The organism is Cupriavidus sp. CuC1 (assembly GCF_044627735.1).
GTDB classification, from domain to species: Bacteria; Pseudomonadota; Gammaproteobacteria; order Burkholderiales; family Burkholderiaceae; genus Cupriavidus; species Cupriavidus ulmosensis.
In genome coordinates, this window is the sequence record NZ_JBIUHC010000007.1 from 52,826 (window position 1) to 76,198 (window position 23,373).

The 23,373-nt window shown below is 65.9% G+C and carries 25 protein-coding genes; 11 read left to right on the top strand and 14 right to left on the bottom strand.

Annotated elements, in window-relative coordinates:
* Nucleotides 1-160: 160 nt before the first annotated feature.
* From ACGLHR_RS04675 to ACGLHR_RS04690, 4 genes are read right to left on the bottom strand one after another with little or no spacing between them, the layout of a single operon-like run.
* The gene (locus ACGLHR_RS04675; RefSeq protein ID WP_400092269.1) at nucleotides 161-1,537 is read right to left on the bottom strand and encodes an amidase family protein; all 1,377 of its coding nucleotides are present in this window, start codon (nucleotides 1,535-1,537) and stop codon (nucleotides 161-163) included.
* Nucleotides 1,527-1,724 (bottom strand): hypothetical protein, encoded by a 198-nt coding sequence (locus ACGLHR_RS04680; RefSeq protein ID WP_400092271.1) that lies wholly within the window; start codon nucleotides 1,722-1,724, stop codon nucleotides 1,527-1,529. Before ACGLHR_RS04680 ends, ACGLHR_RS04675 begins: the two co-directional genes overlap by 11 nt.
* Before the next feature lie 7 nt (nucleotides 1,725-1,731).
* The gene (locus ACGLHR_RS04685) at nucleotides 1,732-3,066 is read right to left on the bottom strand and encodes an MFS transporter (protein WP_400092274.1); all 1,335 of its coding nucleotides are present in this window, start codon (nucleotides 3,064-3,066) and stop codon (nucleotides 1,732-1,734) included.
* 23 nt (nucleotides 3,067-3,089) lie between these two features.
* Entirely contained in the window at nucleotides 3,090-4,001 is a 912-nt protein-coding gene (locus ACGLHR_RS04690) for a glutamate/aspartate ABC transporter substrate-binding protein (RefSeq protein ID WP_400092276.1), read from the bottom strand.
* A 267-nt stretch (nucleotides 4,002-4,268) separates the two neighbouring features.
* Here ACGLHR_RS04690 and ACGLHR_RS04695 point away from each other — a divergent pair, with 267 nt between their 5' ends.
* The 5 genes from ACGLHR_RS04695 to ACGLHR_RS04715 all read left to right on the top strand — a co-directional run bounded on the left by ACGLHR_RS04695 (nucleotide 4,269) and on the right by ACGLHR_RS04715 (nucleotide 8,054).
* On the top strand, nucleotides 4,269-5,186 hold the full coding sequence (locus ACGLHR_RS04695; protein WP_400092405.1) for a LysR substrate-binding domain-containing protein: 918 nt from the start codon (nucleotides 4,269-4,271) through the stop codon (nucleotides 5,184-5,186).
* Between the two features lie 136 nt (nucleotides 5,187-5,322).
* On the top strand, nucleotides 5,323-5,796 hold the full coding sequence (locus tag ACGLHR_RS04700) for a RidA family protein (RefSeq protein ID WP_400092279.1): 474 nt from the start codon (nucleotides 5,323-5,325) through the stop codon (nucleotides 5,794-5,796).
* Nucleotides 5,797-5,822: 26 nt separating this feature from the next.
* Entirely contained in the window at nucleotides 5,823-7,016 is a 1,194-nt protein-coding gene (locus tag ACGLHR_RS04705; RefSeq protein WP_400092282.1) for an aminotransferase class V-fold PLP-dependent enzyme, read from the top strand.
* 80 nt (nucleotides 7,017-7,096) lie between these two features.
* Complete coding sequence (locus tag ACGLHR_RS04710) at nucleotides 7,097-7,885, top strand: prolipoprotein diacylglyceryl transferase family protein (RefSeq protein WP_400092284.1); 789 nt, start codon at nucleotides 7,097-7,099, stop codon at nucleotides 7,883-7,885.
* A 37-nt stretch (nucleotides 7,886-7,922) separates the two neighbouring features.
* Complete coding sequence (locus tag ACGLHR_RS04715; protein ID WP_400092287.1) at nucleotides 7,923-8,054, top strand: hypothetical protein; 132 nt, start codon at nucleotides 7,923-7,925, stop codon at nucleotides 8,052-8,054.
* Nucleotides 8,055-8,071: 17 nt separating this feature from the next.
* Here the strand turns inward: ACGLHR_RS04715 and ACGLHR_RS04720 are convergent, their stop codons facing one another.
* From ACGLHR_RS04720 to ACGLHR_RS04745, 6 genes are all read right to left on the bottom strand, one after another.
* On the bottom strand, nucleotides 8,072-9,121 hold the full coding sequence (locus ACGLHR_RS04720; RefSeq protein WP_400092290.1) for a purine-nucleoside phosphorylase: 1,050 nt from the start codon (nucleotides 9,119-9,121) through the stop codon (nucleotides 8,072-8,074).
* A 106-nt stretch (nucleotides 9,122-9,227) separates the two neighbouring features.
* A complete protein-coding gene (locus ACGLHR_RS04725; RefSeq protein WP_400092292.1) occupies nucleotides 9,228-10,520 on the bottom strand; it encodes an RNA polymerase sigma factor in 1,293 nt (430 codons plus the stop codon).
* Nucleotides 10,521-10,531: 11 nt separating this feature from the next.
* On the bottom strand, nucleotides 10,532-10,939 hold the full coding sequence (locus ACGLHR_RS04730) for a VOC family protein (protein WP_318237555.1): 408 nt from the start codon (nucleotides 10,937-10,939) through the stop codon (nucleotides 10,532-10,534).
* 58 nt (nucleotides 10,940-10,997) lie between these two features.
* Complete coding sequence (locus ACGLHR_RS04735) at nucleotides 10,998-11,534, bottom strand: SRPBCC family protein (RefSeq protein WP_400092296.1); 537 nt, start codon at nucleotides 11,532-11,534, stop codon at nucleotides 10,998-11,000.
* A gap of 56 nt (nucleotides 11,535-11,590) precedes the next feature.
* Nucleotides 11,591-12,004: a YciI family protein gene (locus ACGLHR_RS04740; protein ID WP_400092299.1), complete on the bottom strand. Its 414-nt coding sequence runs from the start codon at nucleotides 12,002-12,004 to the stop codon at nucleotides 11,591-11,593.
* Between the two features lie 200 nt (nucleotides 12,005-12,204).
* Nucleotides 12,205-12,558, bottom strand: coding sequence for a YciI family protein (locus tag ACGLHR_RS04745; RefSeq protein ID WP_400092302.1), 354 nt, complete (start codon nucleotides 12,556-12,558; stop codon nucleotides 12,205-12,207).
* Nucleotides 12,559-12,746: 188 nt separating this feature from the next.
* On the opposite strand from ACGLHR_RS04745, the gene ACGLHR_RS04750 reads away from it, so the two are divergent.
* The 6 genes from ACGLHR_RS04750 (at nucleotide 12,747) to ACGLHR_RS04775 (ending at nucleotide 18,523) form a co-directional block, all read left to right on the top strand.
* A complete protein-coding gene (locus ACGLHR_RS04750; RefSeq protein WP_400092304.1) occupies nucleotides 12,747-14,294 on the top strand; it encodes a DKNYY domain-containing protein in 1,548 nt (515 codons plus the stop codon).
* Between the two features lie 69 nt (nucleotides 14,295-14,363).
* Nucleotides 14,364-15,416 carry a helix-turn-helix domain-containing protein gene (locus tag ACGLHR_RS04755; RefSeq protein WP_400092307.1) on the top strand — a complete coding sequence of 351 codons (1,053 nt, stop codon included), beginning with the start codon at nucleotides 14,364-14,366 and terminating at the stop codon, nucleotides 15,414-15,416.
* A gap of 124 nt (nucleotides 15,417-15,540) precedes the next feature.
* Complete coding sequence (locus ACGLHR_RS04760) at nucleotides 15,541-16,782, top strand: SpoIIE family protein phosphatase (RefSeq protein WP_400092309.1); 1,242 nt, start codon at nucleotides 15,541-15,543, stop codon at nucleotides 16,780-16,782.
* 7 nt (nucleotides 16,783-16,789) lie between these two features.
* Nucleotides 16,790-17,359 (top strand): SiaB family protein kinase, encoded by a 570-nt coding sequence (locus ACGLHR_RS04765; RefSeq protein ID WP_318237548.1) that lies wholly within the window; start codon nucleotides 16,790-16,792, stop codon nucleotides 17,357-17,359.
* Nucleotides 17,360-17,388: 29 nt separating this feature from the next.
* Nucleotides 17,389-17,778, top strand: a complete 390-nt coding sequence (locus ACGLHR_RS04770; RefSeq protein ID WP_318237547.1) for a DUF1987 domain-containing protein — start codon at nucleotides 17,389-17,391, stop codon at nucleotides 17,776-17,778.
* A gap of 7 nt (nucleotides 17,779-17,785) precedes the next feature.
* Complete coding sequence (locus ACGLHR_RS04775; RefSeq protein WP_400092313.1) at nucleotides 17,786-18,523, top strand: GGDEF domain-containing protein; 738 nt, start codon at nucleotides 17,786-17,788, stop codon at nucleotides 18,521-18,523.
* Between the two features lie 958 nt (nucleotides 18,524-19,481).
* Here the strand turns inward: ACGLHR_RS04775 and ACGLHR_RS04780 are convergent.
* The 4 genes from ACGLHR_RS04780 to ACGLHR_RS04795 are packed head-to-tail and all read right to left on the bottom strand — an operon-like array spanning nucleotide 19,482 to nucleotide 23,364.
* Complete coding sequence (locus ACGLHR_RS04780; RefSeq protein WP_400092314.1) at nucleotides 19,482-20,429, bottom strand: ABC transporter ATP-binding protein; 948 nt, start codon at nucleotides 20,427-20,429, stop codon at nucleotides 19,482-19,484.
* The gene (locus tag ACGLHR_RS04785; RefSeq protein WP_400092317.1) at nucleotides 20,426-21,454 is read right to left on the bottom strand and encodes an ABC transporter ATP-binding protein; all 1,029 of its coding nucleotides are present in this window, start codon (nucleotides 21,452-21,454) and stop codon (nucleotides 20,426-20,428) included. Before ACGLHR_RS04785 ends, ACGLHR_RS04780 begins: the two co-directional genes overlap by 4 nt.
* A 6-nt stretch (nucleotides 21,455-21,460) precedes the next feature.
* On the bottom strand, nucleotides 21,461-22,357 hold the full coding sequence (locus ACGLHR_RS04790) for an ABC transporter permease (protein WP_400092318.1): 897 nt from the start codon (nucleotides 22,355-22,357) through the stop codon (nucleotides 21,461-21,463).
* The gene (locus tag ACGLHR_RS04795; RefSeq protein ID WP_400092320.1) at nucleotides 22,354-23,364 is read right to left on the bottom strand and encodes an ABC transporter permease; all 1,011 of its coding nucleotides are present in this window, start codon (nucleotides 23,362-23,364) and stop codon (nucleotides 22,354-22,356) included. The genes ACGLHR_RS04790 and ACGLHR_RS04795 overlap by 4 nt, the downstream gene beginning before the upstream one ends.
* Nucleotides 23,365-23,373 lie beyond the last annotated feature (9 nt).

Here is a 23,373-nt window from a genome sequence, read left to right on the forward strand (position 1 = left end):
GGACATGCGGACATGCGGACATGCGGATCCGGCTAGTATCCCGTTCAGCTGACTCGTTCGCAAAGTCTGTTGAGCTTGGAGCAGGAATTGTAGGTTGGGGGAAGTGTGCGATGTGTATTGCTTGTGGCCCGCTGAGATCCGTTAACAACGGAACGGGACACTAGCTGCGCGGGTAGCTGCCGGCCTGCGCATTGCGGCATAACCCTTGGGCTTCCAGGAACAGCGCCGCGTCGAGGCACCTCTCTTCCTGCCAGGCAGGCGCGATCAGTTGTACGCCCAAGGGCATGCCGGCCACGGCGCAAGGCGCGGCCACCACGGGCAGCCCGGCCAGCGAAACCGGACGGGTCAGGTGGCCGGCATCCGCGCGCGGGGCGTAGGTTCGCTTGCTGCCGGCGATCTGCTCCATCCCGATCAGGGGGGCTGCATAAGGCGTGGTGCACGCCAGCAGCAGGTCAACCTCGTCGAACAGTGCCTCCAGCTTTGCGCGCCACACGGCCTGGTAGGCCTTGGCCGTCCGGTACCAGCTCTCGGGAATGGCCAGGCCGGCCAGCATGCGCTGGCGTACAAAGGCGCTATAGGCAGGATGGCGCTCGGCAAATCCGCGTTGAAAATGATTGCGCCCGACTTCAAACGCGGAAATGATCGATGCGGCGTCGCGGGCCAGATCGGCTTCGGGCAGATCGATCATGCGCGCAGATCCAAACGCAGAAGCAACACGCAGCACGGCATCCTGGGCCTCGTCTTGCGCAAAATCGCCAAAGCCGGCTTGCAGAATCCCCACGCGCAGGGCGGCCATCGAATCGCCGGCTGCCGGCATCGGCTCCCCGGTGGCGGGTCCGGCTCCCAGCATCGCGCGGTACGCCAGTGCCAGCCCGGTTGCATCCGAGGCCATCGGACCAACCGCGTCCAGGCTCTCGGCATAAGGGAAGCACCCTTGCGTCGAAATGCGACCCGTGGTCGGCCGCAGGCCCCAGATGCCGCAGAACGACGCCGGCGCGCGAATGGATCCGTTGGTATCGGACCCGATGCCGACCGGTGCGACACCGGCTGCAATCGCCGCGGCGGTGCCCGCCGACGATCCGCCCGCGATCCTGGCTGGATCCAGCGGATTGCGCACCGGCCCGCCGATCACGTTCTCGCCGGTAGCGCCGCAGGCATACTCGTCCATCTGTGTCAGCGCCACCGGGATCGCGCCGGCTGCCATCAACGCTTGCACCACGGCGGCACTGCTGGTGGCGGGCGGCTCGCTCGCCCGCGCATGGGCGCCGGCAAGCGTCGCGTGGCCTTGCACGTCCAGCAGGTTCTTGATGACGAAGGGCACACCGGCCAGAGGGCGCGGGGCCTCGCCGCCAAAGCGCGCCGCGCCACAGGCGCCAGCGCCGGCAGTGGCCTCCTCCACCAGCAGCCGGGAGACGCAGTTCAGCGCCTCGACCTGTGCCGCCCTGGCAAGGCTAGCCCGAACCACGTCTTGCGCGGTAAGGCTGCCGCTCCGGAGCTGCGCCGCGATGCCAGCGGCGCAATGCAAATCAGCCGCCATTGCCGCTCTCCCCCCTACCGCGCTCCTGCCCGCATGCCATGGCGATGGCAAGCCCCTGCGCCATGCCCTCCATGCCCTGCACCAGCGCCACCACGGCCTCGGTATCCTGCGCGCAAACCGGCGGCCGGACCTTGCCGATGGCCACCTCGACGGCGGCAAGCAGTTCCGCCTGCGTCATGCGTTGCATCGCCATCTCACACCGGCCGGTCGGACATGAGCTTGCGCGGAATGGCGAGGATCAGCGCCGCGGCAATCAGCATCATGGCGGCCAGTGCCAGCACGCCCAGCGTGATGCTGCCGGTGGACTGCTTGATGCCGCCCATGAGCACGGGGCCGATCAAGCCGGCGAGGCTGGCAGCGCTGTTGATCATGGCGATGCCGCCGGCGGCGGCCGTGCCTGCCAGCACGCGGCCCGGCAGGCCCCAGAACATTGCCAGCGTCGTCATCAGGCCGGAGATGCCGATGGTCAGGAACACCATGGCCATGACGGTATTGTGCGCAAACAGCGTGCTGGCCCACATGGCGGCCGCCGCGATAAAGAGCGGGACGGCGGCATGCAGGCGCCGCTCTCCCACGCGCTCTGCATGCGCCGCGTTGCGGTTCATCACCACGCAGGCGACGCTGTATGGGATTGCCGTCAGCAGGGCAATCTCGAGGGGCGACTGCATGCCCGTGGACTGGATGATGGTCGGGAGCCAGAACACCAGGCCGTAGTTGCCGATATTGAACAGCAGGCAGATGCCCATCAGCATCCACAGCACCGGGGACTTGAGCGCGGCCACGAAGCTCGTGTTCTTGCGGGCGTTCTCGGTCGATAGCGTGGCTGTGATCGCCGCGGCTTCCGCCTTGGTCAGCCACGGCGCGGTCTGCGGCGACTCCGGCAGCATCTTGAGCACGAGCAGGCCCAGCACGATCGCCGGCAACGCTTCGATCACGAACATCCACTGCCAGCCCTGCAGGCCATGCAGATCGTGCGTGCCGGACATCAACGCGCCAGAAATCGGCCCGCCCAGTACCATCCCCAGCGGCATCGCCAGGAAGAGGATCGACATGATCTTCGACTGCCGGGCCGCCGGATACCATTTGTTCAGATACATGACCGCGGCAGGGAAGAAGCCGGCCTCCGTCACGCCCAGCATGAAACGTGCGAAGTAGAACTCCGTTGGCGTGGTCACCAGCATGGTCGCGGCGGAAACCAAACCCCACACGATCATGATGGCGGCCATGCTCTTGCGCATGCCCAGCCGGTAGATCAGCAGGCTGCTGGGTACCTGGCAGAGCATATAGCCCCAGAAGAAGATGCCGGCACCGATGCCGTACACCACGTCGCTCAGCCCCAGCGCCTGCTGCATCTGCAGCTTGGCAAAGCCAACATTCACCCGATCCAGGTAGCTGAAGAAATAGCAAAGGACGATGAACGGCACGATGCGCCTGGTCACCTTGGCGAAGGCGGCGGCGTCCAGCCCGCTCCCCGCGACGGGCGCCTCTGCCGCAACATCCAGGGCGGCGGCGTTCTTTACAACGGTCATGCTGGTCTCCTCCTGGTACGGGATTACTCAAACGCTTCGTCGTTCGGCTGGTCGTAAGCCTTCTTGACCGCAGCGCTCATCGGAAACTCGAAATTGATGTTCTTTGGCGGCACCGGCTTGCTGAACCATTTGTCGTACAGGCCCTTGATCTCGCCGCTCTTCATCAGGCCGGTGATCACCCCATCGACCAGCTTCTTGAACTCGGGATCGTCCTTGCGCATCATGAAGCCGTAGGCCTCGAACGATTGGGGCGTGCCAACCACTTCCCATTGCGCCGGGTTCGGCGCCAGCGTTTTCGCGCCCGACAGCAGCACGTCGTCCATCATGAAGGCGGCGACGCGGCCCGATTGCAGGATCAGGAACGACTCGCCGTAGTCCTTGGCGCTCTGGATGGTGATGTTGGCCTTCTTCTCGTCGTTGAGCTTGCGCAGGATCCGCTCGGACGTGGTGCCCGCATTGGTGACCACGGCCTTGCCGCTGAGATCCGGGAAGTCGTGGACCGGGCCGCCCGTCTTGACCAGCAGGCGGGTGCCGGCAACAAAGAAGGTAGTGGAGAACGACACCTGCTGCTGGCGCGCTTTCAGGTTGGTGGTGACCCCGCACTCCAGGTCGACCGTGCCGTTCTGGACCAGGGAGATGCGGTTCTGCGACGTGACCGGCACCATGCGGACGTCAAGCTTGGCCAGCCCGGTCTGCTTCCTGACCTCGGCCACCACCTTGTCGCAGATGTCCTGCGAGTAGCCGATCACCTTCTGGTTGCTGTCGTAGTAGGAGAACGGGATCGAGGTGGTGCGATGCCCGATCGTGATCGTTCCCGACTCCTTGATCCGGGCCAGCGTTGGGCTGGCAGCCACATCCGAGGCCTGGGCCGCCCCCACGCCAAGCACCGCTCCCAGCATGGCAAATCCGAGGCTGGTGGCTTTCACGGCTTTCATTTATCGCTCCTTGTTTAGCAGACATGCGATGGGCCATCGCATTGGAATACTATTCATGGAGCAACAATTGTTCCATCATGGATAACCATGAAACATATGTATTTTTCACGGCAAAAATGAAGTAACAGACGCATCACGCACCAACAGTGCGATACATATGGTGCATGCCGGCCTCGTTTCGAGGCATGGCCGGACCAGCAAGCCCTCACAACAAGGCGTAGCATGTCGCTCGCCCAAGCCTTCGACCCACCCAGCCTCATGCGCTCCCTGCGTTCCATGCGATCCCTGCCGCCCCTCGTGACCCTGCGCGCGTTCGAAGCCGCCGCAAGGCGCCTGAGCTTCAGCCTGGCGGGGCAAGAGCTTTTTGTGTCACAAAGCGCCGTCAGCCACCATATCCAGCGGCTGGAGAGCGACCTGGGCGTGGCCCTGTTCGAGCGGCGTGCCCGCGCGGTTGCGCTGACCCCGGCGGGCCAGGCCTATTACGCCAAGGTGCATGCGGCGTTCGAGCTGCTGCGCGAGGGCACCGAGCAGGTACGCTCGCCCGCCAGCGCGCGTACGACGCTGACCGTGGGGCTGCTGGCGTCCTTTGGCACGCGCTGGCTGGCGCCGCGCTTGCAGGCGTTCTCCCTGGCGCATCCCGGCATCGACCTGCAGTTGCGGCCCGATATCGCCCTGGCCGACGTGGCCGGCGGCGAGGTGGACGTGGCGATCCGCTACGGGCGCGGCGCCTGGCCAGGCGTGCAAGCGCAGCAACTCATGCCGGAGCGCCTGTCGGTGGTCTGCGTGCCGGGCCTGATCGCCGGGCCGGATCGGCCCGCCAAGCCGCAGGACCTGCTGCGCTTTCCGTTCTTGTCGTCGCATGCCCGGCAGCCGTTCGAGTGGGATGCGTGGTCACGCCGCTTTGGCCTGGACCTGGGCCAGGCGCAGACTGTGCACCTGCATGACTACAACATCGTGGTGGAAGCGGCGCTAGCCGGCCAGGGCATCGCCATGGGCCGCCACCGCCTGATCGCCCAGCAACTGGCCAGCGGCGCGCTGGTGCAGGCCCTGCCCGACGCGGTACTGGATGATCCCGGCATCGGCTGGTGGCTGGTCGCGCCGCGCGGGGCGCTGGGCGAGGCCGCATCGGCATTCCGTGCCTGGCTGTTGACGGTAGCCGCTGAGGATTTGCTGGAAGGAACGTGATGCCACGTGACGCCATGTGACGCCACGTAACGGAACGTATTAGTTTTGCTCATGCGTGCGGGGCAAGAATTGATTGGTTTCCCGGCCGCCAAGCCGATAGGATGGGCCTTCTCAATCTCTTTCCCGCGCAACCGACATGACCCTCTCCCTCTCCGCCCGCGTAGCCGAACTCGGCCTGACCCTGGAAGCCGCGGCCGCGCCCGCCGCCAACTACGTACCGTTCGTGCAGGACGGCAACCTGCTCTTTATCTCCGGCCAGATCTCCCGCGAGAATGGCCAGGCCGCGTACCTGGGCCGCCTGGGCGACAATATTCCGGACGAAGACGGCGTGCGGGCGGCGCGGCTGTCGGCGCTCGGCATCCTGTCGCAGATCGCTGCCGCCACGGGTGACCGGCTGGACCGGGTGGCCCGCGTGGTGCGGCTGGGCGTCTTCGTGGCCTGCACGCCGGACTTCAACCGCCAGAGCGCCATCGCCAACGGCGCATCGGACCTGATGGTGCAGGTCTTCGGCGATGCGGGCCGCCATGCGCGCAGCGCCGTGGGCGTGGCCTCGCTGCCCGCCGGCGTTGCCGTGGAAGTCGAAGCGGTCATCTCGCTGACCTCGGCCTGAACTGAACGCGCATCACAGGAACCCTCATGCCCGCTCCCCTCACCGCTGCCGCCGTTGACGCCTTGCGCGCCCTTACCCCGGGCGCGCAAGGCACCACGCATTTCAACCACGGCGGCGCCTCCCTGCCGTCCTCGGCCACGCTCGAGGCGATCTACAGCCACCTGCAGCGCGAGGCCACGCTGGGGCCGATGGAAGCCGGCGTCGCGGCGCGCGAACAAACGGAACGCGCGCGCACCCTCGCCGCGCAGCTGCTGAACGCTCAACCGGCGGAGATCGCACTGACCACGGGCAATTCGCCCGGCTGGGGCGCCGCGTTCGCGGCCCTGGGGGCGTGGCAGCCCGGCGAGCGTATCCTGGTCGGGCGCCACGAATGGGGCGGTAACCTGGCCGCCATGCGCCTGACGGCCCAGCGCGCGGGCGCCTCGATCGAGACCATTGCGTCCGACAGCAGCGGCGCCGTGGACCCCGAAGCGCTGGAGGGCATGATCGACCACCGCGTGCGCCTGATTGCACTGACCTGGCTGCCGGCCAACGGCGGCCTCATCAATCCGGCAGCGGCCATCGGGCAAGTGGCGCGGCGCCACGGCATTCCGTACTTCATCGACGCGGCGCAGGCGGTGGGGCAATTGCCGATCGATGTCGCCCAGCTGGGCTGCGACGTGCTCAGCGGCGCAGGACGCAAGGCTCTGCGCGGCCCAAGGGGCACAGGCCTGCTGTACGTGCGGCAGGACTTCCTGCCCCGGCTCACGCCAGCATTCGTCGACACGTACTCCGCGCCCCTGGACGCGGATGGCGAGCCGGTGTTGCGGGCCGGCGCGGCCTGCTTCGAATCGGCGGAAGCGGCGATGGCGCTGCGCTGCGGGCTGGCCAACGCCCTACAGGAAGCCCTGGAGATCGGCCTCGACAACATCCGTGCTCGGATCGACAGCACCGCGCAGGCGCTGCGCGCACAGCTGGCCGAGATACCTGGCGTGACCGTACTGGACCAGGGCCGCGAGCGTTCCGGGCTGGTGGCGTTCAACGTGGCCGGCCAGGACGCCGTGGCGGTGCAGCGCAGGCTGGCGGCGCAGGGCGTGGTGATCGGCAGCAATGGCGTTCCCTATACGCCGCTGGACATGAACGCGCGCGGGCTCAGCCAGGTCGCCCGCGCTTCGGTCAGCTACCTGACCACAGAGGCGGAGATCGGGAGATTGCTGGACGCTTTGCGGGCTTTGGCGTGAACCGTGACGAATTGTGACGGATAGCAAAACCAAAATGCGTGCAGACTAGCGGGCCTTCCCACCAAGACCCTCAAGGATGTATGCAGATTGGACCCTTTGCCCTCCCGGTTGCCCCCCTCATCCTGATCGTCAGCATCGCCGTGGCCGTGATGGTCGGGCGCGCCATCGGCAAGGATCGGGCGAGCATCGAGCGCGTGATTCTTGCCATCGTGCTGGTGAGCCTGGTAGTAGCGCGGCTGGTGTTTGTCATGCATTACCTGCCAGCCTATGGCGCCGACTGGCTGACGATCCTGGATATCCGGGACCAGGGCTTTGACCTCCTCGCGGGCGCCACAGCGGGTGGCTGCGTGCTTGCCTGGTATCTGTTGCGCCGTCGTGCGATGCGCAAGGCGCTGCTGGCCGCGGCAGCAGCGAGCGTGGTGGTCTGGAGCGCGGCAACCCTGATGGCGGACGGTTCCGGACCGCCGCCGTCGGTCCCTGTCGTCGCGCTGGTCAACACAGCCGGCCAGCTTCAGCCCCTGGCCATGGCCAACGGCAAGCCGACGGTGGTGAACCTGTGGGCCACCTGGTGCCCGCCGTGCCGGGCCGAGATGCCGGTGCTTGCCAAGGCGCAGGCAGACAACCCGCACGTGAACATCGTCTTCGTGAACCAGGGAGAGCCGCGCGATATCGTGCAGCGCTACCTGGACGAAACCGAGGTGCGGATCGGCAACCTCCTGTTTGATCCCAAGCTCGAGGTGGCTAAAGCCACGGGGGTCAAGGGGTACCCGACGACGCTTTTCTATGATGCGCTGGGCCGCCTGCTGTCGACGCATCTCGGCGGATACTCGCGGGCGACGTTCGAGCATGCCCTGAAGCAGTTCCGCTAGGCAGCGCCTGCAGACCAGGTCCTTCAACGTATCGGCCGTGACGCTGTTCGATGCGGTGATCCACGCCGACATCGGCCCGCGCTGGCGCCTGCAGCTCAATGCCTCGAACCTGTTCAACAAGGCGTACGTGGCGGGCGAAGCGACGCGTTCCGCCCGCCTGCCCGCTTAGCCGCAACCTCGTGCGGCTCAGTGCGCGGGCACCCCGTTTTTCCAATGCCGCCAGTCCTTGACGATCGCGTTCACCAATGGCGCGCCAGCGCGATACAGATTGTCCAGGGCAGGCACGAAGGCCCCCTGCGCCTGATAGTCCAGGAGGTTGTCAACGCTCGACCCGCCTTCTGGCGGGCGGTCGAAGTCCGATCCTGCGCGCAGTACCGCAACGCGCTGCGTGTCGGCAAGACCTGCCGCCTGCGCGCGCTTGATGACTTCAAAGGTCGCGTTGTCCTCTTGCTGCGTGGTGCAGTAAACGCCCTTGCCGTCGGTCAGCAGCTTGGTCCAGTCCCGCGCGCGTTGTCCCAGCGCGTTTCCGGAGAACCATGTATCGCTTGCGAGGGTGTCGCACTGGATCACGGCAGGCGGCTGGTTGGCGGGCGCGCTCTGGTATTTCGCCCGGTAGGCTTGCGCTTGTCCACTGTCTGCGAGCTTCACGTCACGTGAGAGCGCATAGGCTTTTTGCAGCAGTGCCTCGTTGAGCCGGAATACTTCCGTACGGTAGTCGAGGGGCGGCTTCTCCGTTTCACTCCGGGTGTTGATGCCGAGATAGCCCGACTTCCAGCCGCTGGGGATTTCGCGGGCATCCAGCTCCCACTGGATGCCAAAGTCGACCAGGTACCGCGCCCATGCCACGGAACCAAGGGTACCCTGTGCCGGGTCGATGCCCGCGATGCCCGATACCAGGAAGTATGTCTTTCTCAGGTCGAATAGCCTTGAATACAGCAGCGCTGCCATGGAGGCGGCGGCGTTGGCATGGCCCATGCCGGTCGTGACCACGCAGACAGCATCGCGATTGCAAAGCAGCGCCGGTGCGTCGGGTGACAAGCCGGGAACGGCAATTTTCTGCGTAGGCCCGAGGTGATCGAGCCATGTCCTGGCTTCCGGCGCGAACATTGCGATGACGAGCACCTTGACCGCCCGGGGCGAGTATGGGCGTGAGGGCGGCGCGGCATGCGCGCCCGCCAGGGACAGGCATGCCAGGCCGGTGCAGGCAAGCGTGCGAAACATCGTTTTTTTCAACATGGGGTGCCTTGATCCGTCGCGGCGTTGTCTGGATGCATCAGAATCGATAGCCCGCGCCGAGATAGTAGCCCCAGTGGAGCACTGCGATGTGGCAAGCGGCGCGCCCTCAGGGCGGCGGATCCATCCCGCCGCGAACTTCGCGCGCCCGTCCCAGTAAAAATTCGCGCTCGCGGGCGTTGCGCGTCATGCCGGCGGCCCGCTCGAACTCGGCGCGGGCCTCGTCGAAGCGGCCGAGCTTGAGCAGCAGGTCGCCGCGCACGCTGGGCAGCAAATGGTACTTCGCCAGCGAGGACTCGGTGAGGAGCGCATTCACCAGTTCCAGCCCGGCCTCGGGCCCGAAGGCCATGCCGATCGCCACCGCGCGGTTCAGCTCCACCACCGGGGACGGCGCCACCTCCGACAAGGCGTCGTAGATGGCGGCGATCTGCGCCCAGTCCGTATCGGCTGCGGCGGTGGCGCGCGCGTGGCAGGCGGCCAGCGCCGCCTGCAAGGCGTAGGGACCGAGCGCCCCGCCCAGTTCTTGCGCGCGCGCCAGCGCCACCAGCCCGCGCCGGATCAGCAGGTGGTCCCAGCGGCTGCGGTCCTGATCCAGCAACAGCACGGGGCGGCCTTGCGCATCGACCCGCGCATGCGTGCGCGAGGCCTGGATCTCCATCAGCGCCACCAGCCCGTGCACCTCGCTCTCGTCCGGGGCCAGGCCGGCCAGGGTGCGGCCCAGCCGCAGCGCTTCCTCGCAGAGCGCGGGGCGCATCAGGTCATCGCCGGCGGTGGCGGAGTAGCCTTCGTTAAAGATCAGGTAGATCACTTCCAGCACGGAGGCCAGGCGCGGCGCGCGCGCCTGCGGCCCAGGTACCTCGAAGGGCACGCGCGCGGCGCCGAGGGTGCGCTTGGCGCGCACGATGCGCTGGGCAATGGTGGGTTCCGGGGTCAGGAAGGCGCGCGCGATTTCCTCGGTGGTCAGCCCACCCAGCAGGCGCAGCGTCATGGCGACCCGCGCATCGGTGGAGAGCACCGGATGGCAGGCGGTAAAGACCAGCCGCAGCAGGTCGTCGCCGATGTCATCCTCGCGCGCGGCATCCAGCGCATCGACAAAATCCGGCACTACGTGGGCCTCCATCGCTTCGAGATCGTGGCCGATCTGCTCATGCTTGCGGGCGTGCAGCGCTTGCTGGCGCAAGTAGTCGAGCGCACGGTTCTTCGCCGTGGTCATCAGCCAGGCGCCCGGGTTGTCCGGCACGCCGGTCTCGGTCCAGCGCTCCAGCGCGGCAACCAGGGCGTCCTGCGCCAGCTCCTCGGCCAGGCCCACGTCGCGCACCACGCGCGCTACATGGGCAATGACCTTGGCGGATTCGATCCGCCATACGGCTTCGATCGCCCGCTGCGTCGTTGTCGTCGCCACCACCGCGTGCCTCAGGCTGCGCCGTCGGCGGACGGCTCCATGTACACGAGCTCCCAGATATGGCCGTCGAGATCCTCGAAGCCGTGGGCATACATAAAGCCATGATCCTGCGGCGCGCGCGGGCTCTTGCCGCCGCTGGCAAGCGCCTTGGCGACCAGCGCATCGACTTCGGCGCGGCTCTCGCAGGACAGGGTAATCAGCACTTCGGTGCTGTCCGAGGTGTCGCACAGCTTGCGGTCGGTGAAGCCCTTGAAGAACGCATGCTTGAGCAGCATCGCGTGGATGTTTTCGCCGATGACCATGCAGGCAGCGTTGTCGTCGGTGAACCGCGGGTTGAAGGTGAACCCCAGGCCCTTGAAGAAATCCTGCGAGCGCTGCAGGTCGGCCACGGCGAGGTTCAGGTAGATTTGCTTGTGCATGATTCGTCCTTGGATTCGGTTTCACGCGATTGGGTAAATGCCAGGCGGGTTGCCCCGCTTACCGGGCCGCCGGCGCCTCGGCCAGCACCTTCAAGTTGACCAGCCCGTCCTCGAAATCCTTGCCCACCATCTTGTCCATATTGAATACGAGGTGCACCAGCTTGGCAAAGTACGGCACGCCGCCTTGCATCGACCACGTCACCCTGGTGGCATCGGCTTCGGGCTTGAGCGTGAATTCGGCGGTGTTGTGGGCCTCGAACCGCTTGATGAAATCCAGCCGCATCGTGACCTTGGCGGCTGGCACGGTATCGAGGATCTCCATGCGGCCCACACCCACCTTGTCGCTCTCCCAGGCATAGGCGGCACCCTGCCCGCTGCGCGTGGCGCCGTAGGTGCCCTTCAGGGCCGGGTCCTTCTTTTCATAGGGGTTCCACTGGTTGAAGTTGTGGAGGTCGTTGATGAGCGCGAACACGCGCTCCGGCGGCGCCTTGACGCTGGCGCTGCGCTCCACGCGGAAGGTATCGGGCCGCGTGGCGGCGTAGATCAGCAAGAGGGCAATGGCGGCGAAGACGGCTAGCAGGATGGGCTTGAGCATGATGGCGGGATCCGGCAAGGGTTGGGTTGGGTTGGGCCCGGGATGGGAGCGTTGGCTCAGTGCTGGCCGACGTTCAGGTCGCGAAAGCGCTCCACCGCGGGGCTCGGCGCGAAGTCTTCCAGCTCGAACAACTGCCGTACCTCGATCTCTCCGTCGGCCATCTCGCCATGCGGCGACGGAAAGCGCCGCGCCCATTCCATCGCTTCCTCGCGGTTGCGCACCTGGATCAGCGTGTAGCCAGCCACCATTTCCTTGGTTTGCGCAAACGGCCCGTCGATGACGCTACGCTGCCCGGCGGCATAGCGGATGCGCCAGCCGGCGGAAGTGGGCTTGAGTCCGGCGGCGTCGAGCAGCACGCCCGCCTTGGCCAGTTGCTCGTGATACGCCGCCATCGCGGCGAAAAGGCTTTCGTCCGGCATCGCGCCGGATTCACTGCCTTGCGTGGCTTTCACCAGGATCATGAATCGCATCGCGTTCTCCTTAGCTTGGGTTGCTGGTAGTCGGTGGTGAGCCATGCCGGTGGCATCTTGCTGGCATCTTGCTGGCATCTCGCTGACTCCTACCGCTACGACGAAGCGCGCGTCGCCGGATCGACATCCTGTGCAAAAAAACCGCAAACCAAGGGTAACTACCTAGACGAAGCCATGCGGGACCCGATCCGCGGGCAGCCTTACAGGAAGCATGGCCCGACCTCGCGGACCTCCACGGTGCTCCATGCCGCGGCGGGACACTCGGCGGCGATGGCAATGGCTTCATCCTGCGTGGCGCAGTCGAGCAGGAAATAGCCTCCGATCATTTCCTTGGCTTCAGCAAAGGGGCCGTCGAGCAGGTCGCGGCGGCCGCCGCGCACCTGCACCCGCACGCCCTTGTCTTGCGACGTAAGCGAGTTGACGCCCAGCAGCAGCCCGCGCTCATTCAGGCCTTCGGCAAAGCGCTGCATGCTGGCGTAGGCTTCGCGCCCTTCTTCCGGGGAACGCTCGGCGCGCTGGCCAACGGGCTCGACGATCAGCAGCATGTACGACATAGGGTCTCCAGTTCGTTTCCGTTCGTTTCGATCATTTTTGGCGGTTTGCTTGCCGCCCACATCCTGCACGCCTTGGCCGCCGGCCGCAAGCGGCCGGCGCGCCACATATGGGCGGGGAAATTTCTTGGCCGTTAATTGCAATTACGCAAGGCTGGCCGGCCATTGCCTGCCCGGGCGGACAGTTTAATATGTCGACCTTGCTCCACCCGGCATCTAAAGCCCCCCATGACCGCATCGCGCCTGCCAACCAACCATCCCTCGTACTTCATCGACGGCGACACCGTGATCTGGTCCCACAGCGACCGGGCGCTCTGGGCCAAGGACGGCAGCCCGCTGCCCATCGCCCATCCGCAGGCCTTCCGCTTGCATGGGCGGGCGCTGGTTCACCGACGGCGAGCACGTCATCGTGCAAAGGCAGCGGCACGGTCTCCTACCATTTCTACCGGATCGAAGACGCCGACATCGCCACCTTCGAAGTCCTCAACGAGCGCTACGCCCGCGACGCGCGCCAGGCTTACTTCATTACCGGCAAGACCATCCGCACCCGCAGCCCGCAAGCCTTCCGGCCGCTGGTCTACCCGGACTGGCGCTGGCCGCAGAGCGGCCCGCTGGAGCCGGTAACCTGTACGCACGCCTACTACGCGGTGGACGCCGAGTCGGCCTACTTCAACGGCAAGCGCGTGATCGGCGCCGACGGCGCCACCGTGGTGGGCCTGCCGGGCAACTACATTGCCGATGCACAGCACGTCTACTACCTTGGCCAGCGCATCGAAGCCGACCGAGCCAGCCTGGTGGTGGCGCCCAACGGCGCAGGCCCGCTGCGATTGACCGACAAGATCGGCCCCATCGACGACGGCAAGCGCAAGACCGCGCTAGACCAGGCCGAAGTGGAGCGCTGGCGGGACTTCTTCACAGCACTGCCCGCGCTGCAGGACTACTGGTGGCACCGCCTGCAGGCACCAGCCGCATCATCCGCATCAGCGCGCGCAGTGGAATATGACGGCCACCGTCTCACCGGTCTCGATCCGGACACCTTTGCCGTGCAGGAACTGCCCGTTGGCCACGGCCTCGCCGGCGTGTTCTGCGGCGATGCCCATGGCATCCACTGGCTGCACAGGTATAGCCAGAGCGAGTGCGCGTTGACCCCGCTTTCCCCGCGGCCGATCGACAGCCTGCAAGCGCTGGGCGACGGCTATCTCAGCGACGGCGCCACCGTGTTCTTCGCGCCGAACCACTATGAAACGCCACAAGCCCTGCGCAAGGTCGATCCCGCCGGCTTTACCGTGCTGCAGGGCTATTGGGCAAGGGACGCCAGCCGTGCCTTCTATCGCGGCAAGGCTAAGAAGGGCGTGGACCCGGATGCCCTGCGTATCGCAGGCTGCTACGCGTGGGACGACGCGCAATTGTTCTGCGACGACAAGCCGCTCAAGGTGGCCGTGCCGCACGCTGCGCTACAGGTGCCCCACCCCAGCTTCCTGCTGGCGGGCGAGCAGCTCTTCTTCGGGCGCCGGCCGGTCTCGGCCAAGCGCGTGCACCTGCCCACCCTGGAATTCCTCGACGCGGACTTTGCGCGCGACCGCAAGCACGCCTATATCGTCGGCCACGTGAACCTGGTAGTGATCGAAGGCGCCGATCCGGCCAGCTTCCGCGTGCTTGAGACGGGCCGCGCCGCCGATGCGGCGCGCGAGTATGACGCGGCCGCGCTGAAGGAGACGACCGCGCCGGCAACCGACTAGGCACTGAAAGCCATCGGTACAATGCAAGGGACATGGTACGCATCGCTATTTCCTGAACCCGACGCCATCATGACCCAGGCTTACTCAGAAACCGTCAGCCGGATCCTTGCCTCCCATCTGCAAAGGCATACCCATGCGGCCGCGTCCGCCGGCGCTGCCGCCGCCCCGCCGCTCATCGTGCACCAGCATTTCACCGTCGCGAACGAGGCGGTGGCGCTGCAGTTGCCGGCCTGGCGCGATTATGTGGGCCGGATACTCGATGTCCCCCTCTCACGCGCGCAGGTTGCCAGCGGCTTCCGGGGCGAGATAGATACCTATGTGCTCAAGGACCTGACCTACCTGGACAGCCGCACCGACCCGGTAGGCCAGATTCGCACCACTGCGCGCATCTCCACCGACAGCGTGCGCGAATACGTCTTCCATGTGGCCGTGGACGGGATCGCCGAAACGGTGACGGACTTCTCCCGGCAGCGCAAATCGGCCCAGTTCGTGCCGGGCATCCTGGCGCTGGACCTGAGCCAGCCGATGCACATGCACCGCCCCACGCGCGCTCGGGTGCTGGCCTTCTTTGTGCCGCGCGCCACGGTGGAGGCGGCCATCCCCGATGCCGAGTCCATCCATGGCCGCGTGGTTACCTATACCTCGCCGCTGACGCGCCTGATCTTCGATCACGTGACGACGCTCTGCCGCAGCCTGCCGGCGATGCCGGAGGCCGACGCGGCAAAAACCATCCGCGACTGCGCGCACCTGATCATTGCCGCATTCGGCAAGCAAGCGCGCCTCGCCGGCAACGCGCGCGCGGCGGCCCGCGCCGCCATGCTGGAGCGGGTGCAGCGTTACGTGCAGGCCAATCTCCACCAGGAGGACCTCTCGCCCGAGAGCATCCTGCAAGCGTTCCAGCTGCCGCGCCCTACCCTGTACCGGATGTTCGAGCACGAAGGCGGCCTTGGCGCGTATATCCGCAACTGCAGGTTGCAGGCGGCTGCCGACGATCTCGTTCGCCTGCAGCATATCGGCATCGGCGAGATCGCCTATGGGCTGGGATTCAACAGCGCTTCGGACTTTACCCGTGCATTCCGTCGGGCCTACGGCGTGTCGCCACGGGATTTCCGGGGATTCTGACGGCAGGCGCCGGTGGATAGTGCTACCGGCTGCACCAGGATGGGCCGCATGCGCCATATGTCATGTAACCGTCATGCGCGCGCCATACAATCGGCGGCTTCCCAATAGTCCGAATGCCCTGGCGATGCCTGACGTTCCGGTTAACTCACACTTGGCTCGTTCCCGCTTCCGGCAGCCCTGTGCCGAGGATCTCTGCGTCGCCACGCCATCGGTGACCACGGAACAGAACAATCAGGAAGTCCTCGACGTGTTCGGCAAGCACCGGGACCTTGACAGCTTGCCGGTGACCGAGAACGATACGCCGATCGGGCTGATCAATCGTGCAATCTTCATGTCGCAGATGAGCAAGCCCTATCACCGCGAGCTGTACAACCGCAAGAGCTGCATCGCCTTCATGGACAAGGAGCCGCTGGTGGTCGATGCCGCCATGAGCATCGAGGCCCTGACCTTCAAGGCGGTGGAGTATGGCGAGAAAGCGCTTGCCGATGGCTTCATCATCGCGCGCGACGGCCGTTTCCTTGGCATCGGGCATGGCTTGCAGCTGATGCGCGTGGTCGCGGACATGCAGGCCGAGAAGAACCGCCAGATCATGCACAGCATCGACTACGCCAGCACCATCCAGCGCTCGATGCTGCGCCCCTCGCGCGAGGCGCTGGCCAGGACGCTCGGCGACGCGGGCCTGGTCTGGGAGCCGCGCGATGTGGTCGGCGGAGATTTCTATCACTTTGCCGCGTTCGAAGACGGCTGGTTCGCCGCGCTGGCCGATTGCACGGGCCACGGCGTACCGGGCGCGTTCCTGACCCTGATCTCCTCGTCCATCCTGATCCAGGCCATCGAGCAGCGTGGCCCGCGCGACCCCGGCGCGCTCTTGATGGCGGTGAACCGCGGCATCAAGCAGATGCTCGGGCAGATCGATGGCGATGATGAAACTGAAACGCCCGGCTCGAATGATGGCATGGATGCGGCGTTCTTCTGGTTCGACAACACCAGCCGCCGGCTCGTGTTCGCCGGCGCCAAGAGCGCCTTGTTCGTGCTGCAGCCCGGCGAGGAGGAAGGCGAGATCGTGGACGGCGAGCGCATGGGCGTCGGCTATGTCGACACCGGCATGGACTTTGCCTGGCAGAACCGCGTGGTCCAGACCCAGCCCGGCAGCGTGGTGTTTGTGACCACCGATGGCCTGATCGACCAGATCGGCGGCCCCAAGGAAATCGCCTTTGGCAAGCGCCGCATCCGCGAAGCGATCCGCGCAAGCCGGGATGCTTCGGCGGCGCAGATCAACGAGGCCGTGCTGGACCAGTATCGTGCGTGGCAAGGCCATCACCGGCGCCGCGACGATCTCACCTTTTTCTGCTTTCGCGTTCAATAGCACCGATATGAACGGTAATTCGATTGACCATGAATATGGGCCCTTCTTTGAAATGGCCCGGGAACGCAACGTGATCTTCTACTACGTCGGCTACTTCTCCCAGAACATCATCGCGGCGATGTCCGATGCAGTCCGGCTGCAACTGACGGTGAGCGGCGTAGATAGCTCGACCCGGCGCAAGCTGTTTTCCTCGTTCGTGGAGATGGCGCAGAACATCGTGCATTACTCGTCCGACGCGCTCACGCCGCCGACCCAGGACAACAACCAGCTGCGCCACGGCTCGGTGTGCATCTGCATGATGGAAGACCGTTACCGGCTGATGTGCTCCAACCCGGTGGCGATCACCCGCGTAGCACAGCTGCGCGCCGCGCTGGAGCCGTTGCGCACCATGACGCTGGACCAGATCAAGCAGGCCTACAAGGAAACCATGCGCGCCGAAGCGCCGGTGGGCAGCAAGGGCGCCGGCCTGGGATTCCTGACCGTAGCCCGCGATGCCAGCGCACCGCTGGAGTACAGCTTCCAGCCCATCGACACGGACCCGGTATCGACGATGTTCTTCCTTACCGCCACCATCTGAACTACTGAACGGGATCGAAAGGGAAACTGATGGAAAACCTGTTCATTGCCGCCACACCGACCTCGCCCGAGGTGAGCTTTGATTTCAAGCAGCACAGGCTGTCCCTCAAAGGCGAGTCCTATCCGGAAAACGCCGCGGTGTTCTACGGCGACGTGATCCTGCGCCTGCGCAAATACCTGGCAGCCTGCGAGAACACCGAAGTCACCGTGCACGTGGCGCTGACCTACTTCAACAGCTCCAGCACCAAGGTGCTGTTCAGCATGTTCGACGCCATGAACGATGCGGCCGAAAAGGGCAACCAGGTGATCGTGCACTGGTATCACGACGTGGACGACGACACGATCCTGGAATTCGGCCAGGACCTGCACGCCGACTTCCCCGCCATCGATTTCCTCGACCACGCCACCACGGCAAGCTGACCCGCGCATGTCCGAGCCAGATCTCTTCGAGTCGGAAAACAGCGTCCTGGCAGGCGCCAGGGCGGTATTCGGCAATCCCGATGCCGGTGCCCGGGCATACCGCGACACGCTGGGCGAGCTGATTGGCTACTACGAGCGGCTGATGCGCGAAACCCGGCGTCTGATACAGCGCAGCGACCGCGAAGAGCTGGAAATGAACCGGCTCAACCATCGCTTGCGAGACCTGGCCCGCGAGCTGGAATTCCGCGCAACGCGCGACACGCTCACCGGCGCGCTGAACCGCGGCGCCATCATCGAGCGGGCCGGCGCGCTACTGGCCAAGGACAGCCTGGCGCTGATCGTGCTGGATATCGATCATTTCAAGCGGGTCAATGACTCGCTGGGCCACCCTGTGGGCGACACTGTGATCCAGGGCGTCGTCGACTGCCTGGAGCGGACAGTGCAAGGCGCAGGGGTGATCGGCCGCGTCGGCGGCGAAGAGTTCGCGGCGCTGCTGCCGGCGCGCTCGCTGGACGCCGCCGTCGAGCTGGCGGAGTGCATGCGGCTGCAGATCGAGCAGCATGTGTTTCCGGTCAAGGCCGGCCTGCAGGTGACGGCCAGCTTTGGCGTGAGCTGGAGTCCGTCCGGGACGAGTTTCGAGCAGGCTTATGCGCGGGCGGATGAGGCGTTGTATCAGGCCAAGCGGAGTGGGCGGAATCGGGTTGTTAGTTTGCTGGAGGGTGATCTGGTTGTGCCTTTGCATTGAGGGGGTGATGCTCTGGGCGTGTTTTATCGCTTTTGGCTGGTGATGCAGAATAGCGTGAGTGGGCAGTGTTTTAGCGCTTCTGGCTGCTGATGCAGAGTAGCGTGAGTTGGGTCGTGTTTTAGCGCTTCTAGCTGCTGATGCAGAATGGCGTTAGTGGGCGGTGTTTTTAGCGCTTCTAGCTGCTGTCGCGGCTGTACGGTGTTGGCCGATTTAGAACGTGTGAGATGTCACTTTTCTTTACTCGTAAAGAAAAGTAACCAAAAGAAAGCGATCCTTGCAGGAGGCTGGCGTGGCGTCATTGGGAATCCCAATGGTTTCGTCGTACGGCCCTGGGTGCTAATGGACTCGTGCCGTTACCAGTTTAGACCACGACGACCCAGCCAGTGCCCAGGGTTTCGTGGTGGCCCCCCCGGTAGCGGCCACCACGAATTTCAGGCCGTCTGTCGCTCGCGGAGTCACTGGCCACGAAGTTGCAAGCGTCCCGTTTGCGTCGTGGGCGCGGTGGCACCGGAGAATTAATCCGAGGAGCTCACCACCGCGCCCACCCCACCACGAAACCATCACGGCGTGGTATATCGTGACACTTTGCACCGGTACCGGCAGATGGATGAATGAGCAAGGATGCCGCTACCGAGCAGCCTCACCACGAAACCAGCGTCATTCACAGGATCGTGGCCATTCAAACCGGTAACGGCACAAGTCAATTAAAACCCGGGGCCTGACGACGAAACCACCGGGCTACGTAACCCCAATAAGCCAGCCTCCTGCAAGGATCGCTTTCTTTTGGTTACTTTTCTTTACGAGTAAAGAAAAGTGACATCTCACACGTTCCAAAACGGCCAACACCGTACAGCCGCGACAGCAGCTAGAAGCGCTAAAACACTGCCCATTAACGCCATTCTGCATCAGCAGCCAAAAGCGATAAAACACATCCAGAGCATCAAGCAATAACAGCGTCTCATGCAAAGTGACAAGCCACAAAATGCATCGGCGCCCCCTCCCGCAACACCGGCACCTCCTGAGCACAACGCGCGGCAGCCTGCGGGCAGCGCGTATGAAATCGGCACCCGGAAGGCGGATCCAGCGGACCAGGCAAGTCACCTTTTAGCAGGACGCGCTGCCGCCGAGCCTCTGAAGGCCGCGCCCGCGGAATAGCGGAAATCAGCGCCCGCGTATAAGGATGCAACGGCGCCCGCCAGAGCGCATCCCGCCCAGCCATCTCCACCACCTGCCCCAGATACATCACGGCCACGCGATCCGACACATGCCGTACCACCGACAGGTCGTGCGAAATAAACAGGTAGGACACGCCGAACTCCCGCTGCACGTCCAACAGCAGGTTAAGCACCTGCGCGCGCACGGAAACGTCCAGCGCGGAGACAGCCTCGTCGCAAACGATCAGCTCGGGCCGCAGCATCAGCGCGCGCGCAATGCCGATGCGCTGACGCTGCCCGCCCGAGAATTCATGCGGGAAGCGCGACGCCATGTCGGCGCGCAGCCCGACACGCGACAGCGCCCAAGCCACCTGCTCGCGCCGCTCCGCCTTGCCCGCGCGCCGGTGCACGATCAAGGGTTCTTCCAGCGCCCGGCCCACCGTGACGCGCGGATTCAGCGAGGCGTAAGGGTCCTGGAACACCATCTGCAGCCGCGCGCGCAGGCCGTGCAGCGCCGCGCCCTCGGCGTGGGTGACGTCCTGTCCGTCAAAGACGATGCGGCCCGCGTCGCTGCCCAGCAGGCGCATGGCCACGCGTGCCACCGTGGATTTTCCGCAGCCGCTTTCGCCGACCAGCCCAAGTGTCTCGCCGGCCTTGACCGACAAGCTCACGCCGTCGAGCGCGCGCACGGTGCCGGCGGCCGTGCCGAAGTGCTTGACCACGCCGTTGAGTTCGAGCAATGGCGCGGTCATGCGGCCTCCCTTGCCATCATCTGCGCCCTGGCGTGGGGGCGCGCGGCCCATTGCACGGCCTGTAGCGGCGCGTGGCAAGCCGCGCGGCGGCTATCGCCCACCTGGCGCAGCAGCGGCGCTTGCGCGCGGCATACGTCGGCCGCGTAGGCACAGCGCGGCGCAAAGGCGCAGCCCCCGGGCATGTCGAGCAGCGACGGCACGGTGCCGGGAATCTCCGGCAGGCGCGCGCCTGGCGCCAGCTCCTCCAGCGTCAGCGAGGCCAGCAGGCCTTCGGCATACGGATGGGCCGGCGCGGCGAAGAGCGCATCCACCCGCCCTTCCTCCACCACGCGGCCGGCATACATCACCGCGGCGCGGTCGGCGATCTCCGCCACCACGCCCAGGTCATGGGTGATCAGCAGCAGGCCCATGCCGTTCTCGGCCTGCAATGCCTTGAGCAAGTCGAGGATCTGCGCCTGCGTGGTGACATCCAGCGCGGTGGTGGGCTCGTCGGCAATCAGCAGGTCGGGCTCGCAGGCCAGCGCGATGGCAATCATCGCGCGCTGGCGCATGCCGCCGGAGAGCTGGTGCGGATAGTCGTGCACGCGCCGCTGCGCGGACGGGATCTGCGCCTGGTCGAGCAGCGCCACCGCGCGCGCCCAGGCCTCGCGCTCGCTCACCCGGCGGTGCAGCCGGATGGCCTCCGCGATCTGGTGGCCGATGCTCAGCACCGGGTTGAGCGCCGACAGCGGCTCCTGGAAGATCATGCCGATGCGGTTGCCACGGATGGCGCGGATGCCAGCGTCCGGCAGCGCCAGCAGGTCCACGCCGTCGAACAGCACCTGGCCGCCGACGATGCGCCCGCTGCCGCGCGGAATCAGCCGCAGCACCGAGCAGGCGGTCATGGACTTGCCGCTGCCGCTCTCCCCCACCAGCGCCACGGTCTCGCCGCGGGCCACGCTGAGCGTCACGCCGTCAACGGCACGCGCCACGCCGGCGCGGGTATCGAACCAGGTCTGCAGATCGCGAATTTCCAGCAAAGCCATGCTTGGTTACCTCTTTTGCAGATGCGGGTTGAGCGCATCGTTAAGCCCCTCGCCCAGCAGGTTGAACGCCAGCACGGTCAGCACGATGGCGATGCCCGGCAGGCCGCAGATGTACCAGGCGTCCACCACCTGCTCGCGGCCGCTGCCGATGATGGTGCCCCAGCTCATCACATTGGGGTCGCCCAGCCCAAGGAAGGCCAGGGAGGCCTCGGTCTGGATGGCGGTGGCAACCGTCAACGTGGACATCGCCACCACCGGCGGCAGCGCGTTGGGCAGGATTTGGGTCAGGATCAGGCGGGCGTGGCTCATGCCGATGGCCCCGCCGGCCAGCACGAACTCGCGCTCGCGCAGCACCAGGAACTCGGCGCGCACCAGCCGCGCCGTGGGCGGCCACGACACCACGCCGATGGCGAACACGGCAGTGGCCACCGATGGCTTGAAGATCGCCACCAGCACCACCGCCAGCACGAACTTGGGCACCGTCTGGAAGACCTCGGTGACGCGCATCAGCGCCATGTCGACCCAGCCACGGTAATACCCGCCGATAGCGCCGACGGTAATGCCCACCGTGGAGGCCAGCGCGGTGCTGACCAGCCCGATCAGCAGCGATACCCGCGCCCCCGACACCAGCCCGGTAGCCAGGTCGCGGCCCATGAAATCGGTGCCGAGCGGGTAGGCAGCATCCTCGCCCGGCCACAGCATCGGCGGCCCGGCCATCTCCCAGGGGTCGCCGGGAAACCACAGCCGGCCGAATGCCGCAACGAGGGTCAGCAAGGCCAGCAGGCCCAGCCCCAGCAGCGCGCCGCGATTGCGCGCGATGGCGCGCAGCAAGGCCAGCGAGCGCACCGCCAGCGGCGGCAGCGCAGGCAGCGACAGCGCGAACACGATCGATCGAAAGCTCATGACCACCCTCCGGCCTGGCGCAGCTGCACGCGCGGGTCCAGCAGCGCGTACGCCACGTCCACCACGATATTGATCAGCGTCACCAGCAACGAGCTCAATAGCAAGATCCCCAGCAGCAGGTTGAAATCCCGCGCCAGGATGGATTCAAACGCCAGCCGGCCCAGCCCCGGCCAGCTGAACACGGATTCGACCAGCACGGCGCCGGACAGCAGCGATGCCACCTGGTAGCCCAGCATGGTGACCAGCGGCAGCAGCGCGTTGCGCAGCGCATGGACCAGCGTGATGCGCGCCTCGCCCGCGCCCTTGGCGCGCGCCGTGCGGATAAAGTCGGCGCCGTAGAGCTCCAGCATGGCAGTGCGCACCAGCTTGGCGTAGACCGCCAGGTAGAAGGTGGCAAGCGTGAGCGAAGGCAGCACGGCATGCCGGGCCACGTCCAGCGCATGGGCGAGGCCGGTATGCGCCGCGCTGATATCGCTCATGCCGCCGGAAGGCAGCCAACCCAGCTTGGCGGAGAACAGCACGATGGCCATCAGCCCCAGCCAGAAGGTGGGCATGGCGTAGGCCACCAGCACCAGCAGCGAGATCGCGTTGTCCTGCCAGCGGTGCACCCGCAGCGCGGACAGCACGCCAAGCGCCACGCCCAGCAGCAGCGCAATCCCCATGGCCGCCGCCATCAGCAGCAGGGTGGCGGGCAGGCGGCTGGCGATCAGGTCGAACACCGGCATGTTCTGGCGGAACGAGAACCCGAGGTCCAGCGTGACCACGTTCCACAGGTAATGCAGCAACTGGAGGTAAAGCGGCTGGTCCAGCCCGAACCCGGCGCGCAGCTGCGCCATGTATTCCGGCGTGGCGGCGCCCGCCTCGCCCGCCAGCACATCCACCACGTCGCCGGGCGCGATCTGCAGGATCAGGAAGTTCAGCAAGGCGATGCCGAACACCACCGGCACCACCTGCAGCAGCCGGTTGCGGAGAAAGACGAACACCGGCGCGCGCATCGACCAGGCCATGGCGACGGC

What these genes read in the sequence shown, in the direction of transcription:
- ACGLHR_RS04685 (WP_400092274.1), bottom strand. Translation starts at nt 3,066, where the DNA reads ATGACCGTTGTAAAGAACGCCGCCGCCCTGGATGTTGCGGCAGAGGCG.
- ACGLHR_RS04755 (WP_400092307.1), top strand. Translation starts at nt 14,364, where the DNA reads ATGACCCAGGCTTACTCAGAAACCGTCAGCCGGATCCTTGCCTCCCAT.
- ACGLHR_RS04795 (WP_400092320.1), bottom strand. Translation starts at nt 23,364, where the DNA reads ATGGCCTGGTCGATGCGCGCGCCGGTGTTCGTCTTTCTCCGCAACCGG.
- ACGLHR_RS04775 (WP_400092313.1), top strand. Translation starts at nt 17,786, where the DNA reads ATGTCCGAGCCAGATCTCTTCGAGTCGGAAAACAGCGTCCTGGCAGGC.
- ACGLHR_RS04680 (WP_400092271.1), bottom strand. Translation starts at nt 1,724, where the DNA reads ATGCAACGCATGACGCAGGCGGAACTGCTTGCCGCCGTCGAGGTGGCC.
- ACGLHR_RS04760 (WP_400092309.1), top strand. Translation starts at nt 15,541, where the DNA reads ATGCCTGACGTTCCGGTTAACTCACACTTGGCTCGTTCCCGCTTCCGG.
- ACGLHR_RS04790 (WP_400092318.1), bottom strand. Translation starts at nt 22,357, where the DNA reads ATGAGCTTTCGATCGATCGTGTTCGCGCTGTCGCTGCCTGCGCTGCCG.
- ACGLHR_RS04765 (WP_318237548.1), top strand. Translation starts at nt 16,790, where the DNA reads ATGAACGGTAATTCGATTGACCATGAATATGGGCCCTTCTTTGAAATG.
- ACGLHR_RS04675 (WP_400092269.1), bottom strand. Translation starts at nt 1,537, where the DNA reads ATGGCGGCTGATTTGCATTGCGCCGCTGGCATCGCGGCGCAGCTCCGG.
- ACGLHR_RS04770 (WP_318237547.1), top strand. Translation starts at nt 17,389, where the DNA reads ATGGAAAACCTGTTCATTGCCGCCACACCGACCTCGCCCGAGGTGAGC.
- ACGLHR_RS04730 (WP_318237555.1), bottom strand. Translation starts at nt 10,939, where the DNA reads ATGCACAAGCAAATCTACCTGAACCTCGCCGTGGCCGACCTGCAGCGC.
- ACGLHR_RS04750 (WP_400092304.1), top strand. Translation starts at nt 12,747, where the DNA reads ATGTCGACCTTGCTCCACCCGGCATCTAAAGCCCCCCATGACCGCATC.
- ACGLHR_RS04690 (WP_400092276.1), bottom strand. Translation starts at nt 4,001, where the DNA reads ATGAAAGCCGTGAAAGCCACCAGCCTCGGATTTGCCATGCTGGGAGCG.
- ACGLHR_RS04785 (WP_400092317.1), bottom strand. Translation starts at nt 21,454, where the DNA reads ATGGCTTTGCTGGAAATTCGCGATCTGCAGACCTGGTTCGATACCCGC.
- ACGLHR_RS04700 (WP_400092279.1), top strand. Translation starts at nt 5,323, where the DNA reads ATGACCCTCTCCCTCTCCGCCCGCGTAGCCGAACTCGGCCTGACCCTG.
- ACGLHR_RS04745 (WP_400092302.1), bottom strand. Translation starts at nt 12,558, where the DNA reads ATGTCGTACATGCTGCTGATCGTCGAGCCCGTTGGCCAGCGCGCCGAG.
- ACGLHR_RS04705 (WP_400092282.1), top strand. Translation starts at nt 5,823, where the DNA reads ATGCCCGCTCCCCTCACCGCTGCCGCCGTTGACGCCTTGCGCGCCCTT.
- ACGLHR_RS04735 (WP_400092296.1), bottom strand. Translation starts at nt 11,534, where the DNA reads ATGCTCAAGCCCATCCTGCTAGCCGTCTTCGCCGCCATTGCCCTCTTG.
- ACGLHR_RS04710 (WP_400092284.1), top strand. Translation starts at nt 7,097, where the DNA reads ATGCAGATTGGACCCTTTGCCCTCCCGGTTGCCCCCCTCATCCTGATC.
- ACGLHR_RS04740 (WP_400092299.1), bottom strand. Translation starts at nt 12,004, where the DNA reads ATGCGATTCATGATCCTGGTGAAAGCCACGCAAGGCAGTGAATCCGGC.
- ACGLHR_RS04720 (WP_400092290.1), bottom strand. Translation starts at nt 9,121, where the DNA reads ATGTTGAAAAAAACGATGTTTCGCACGCTTGCCTGCACCGGCCTGGCA.
- ACGLHR_RS04780 (WP_400092314.1), bottom strand. Translation starts at nt 20,429, where the DNA reads ATGACCGCGCCATTGCTCGAACTCAACGGCGTGGTCAAGCACTTCGGC.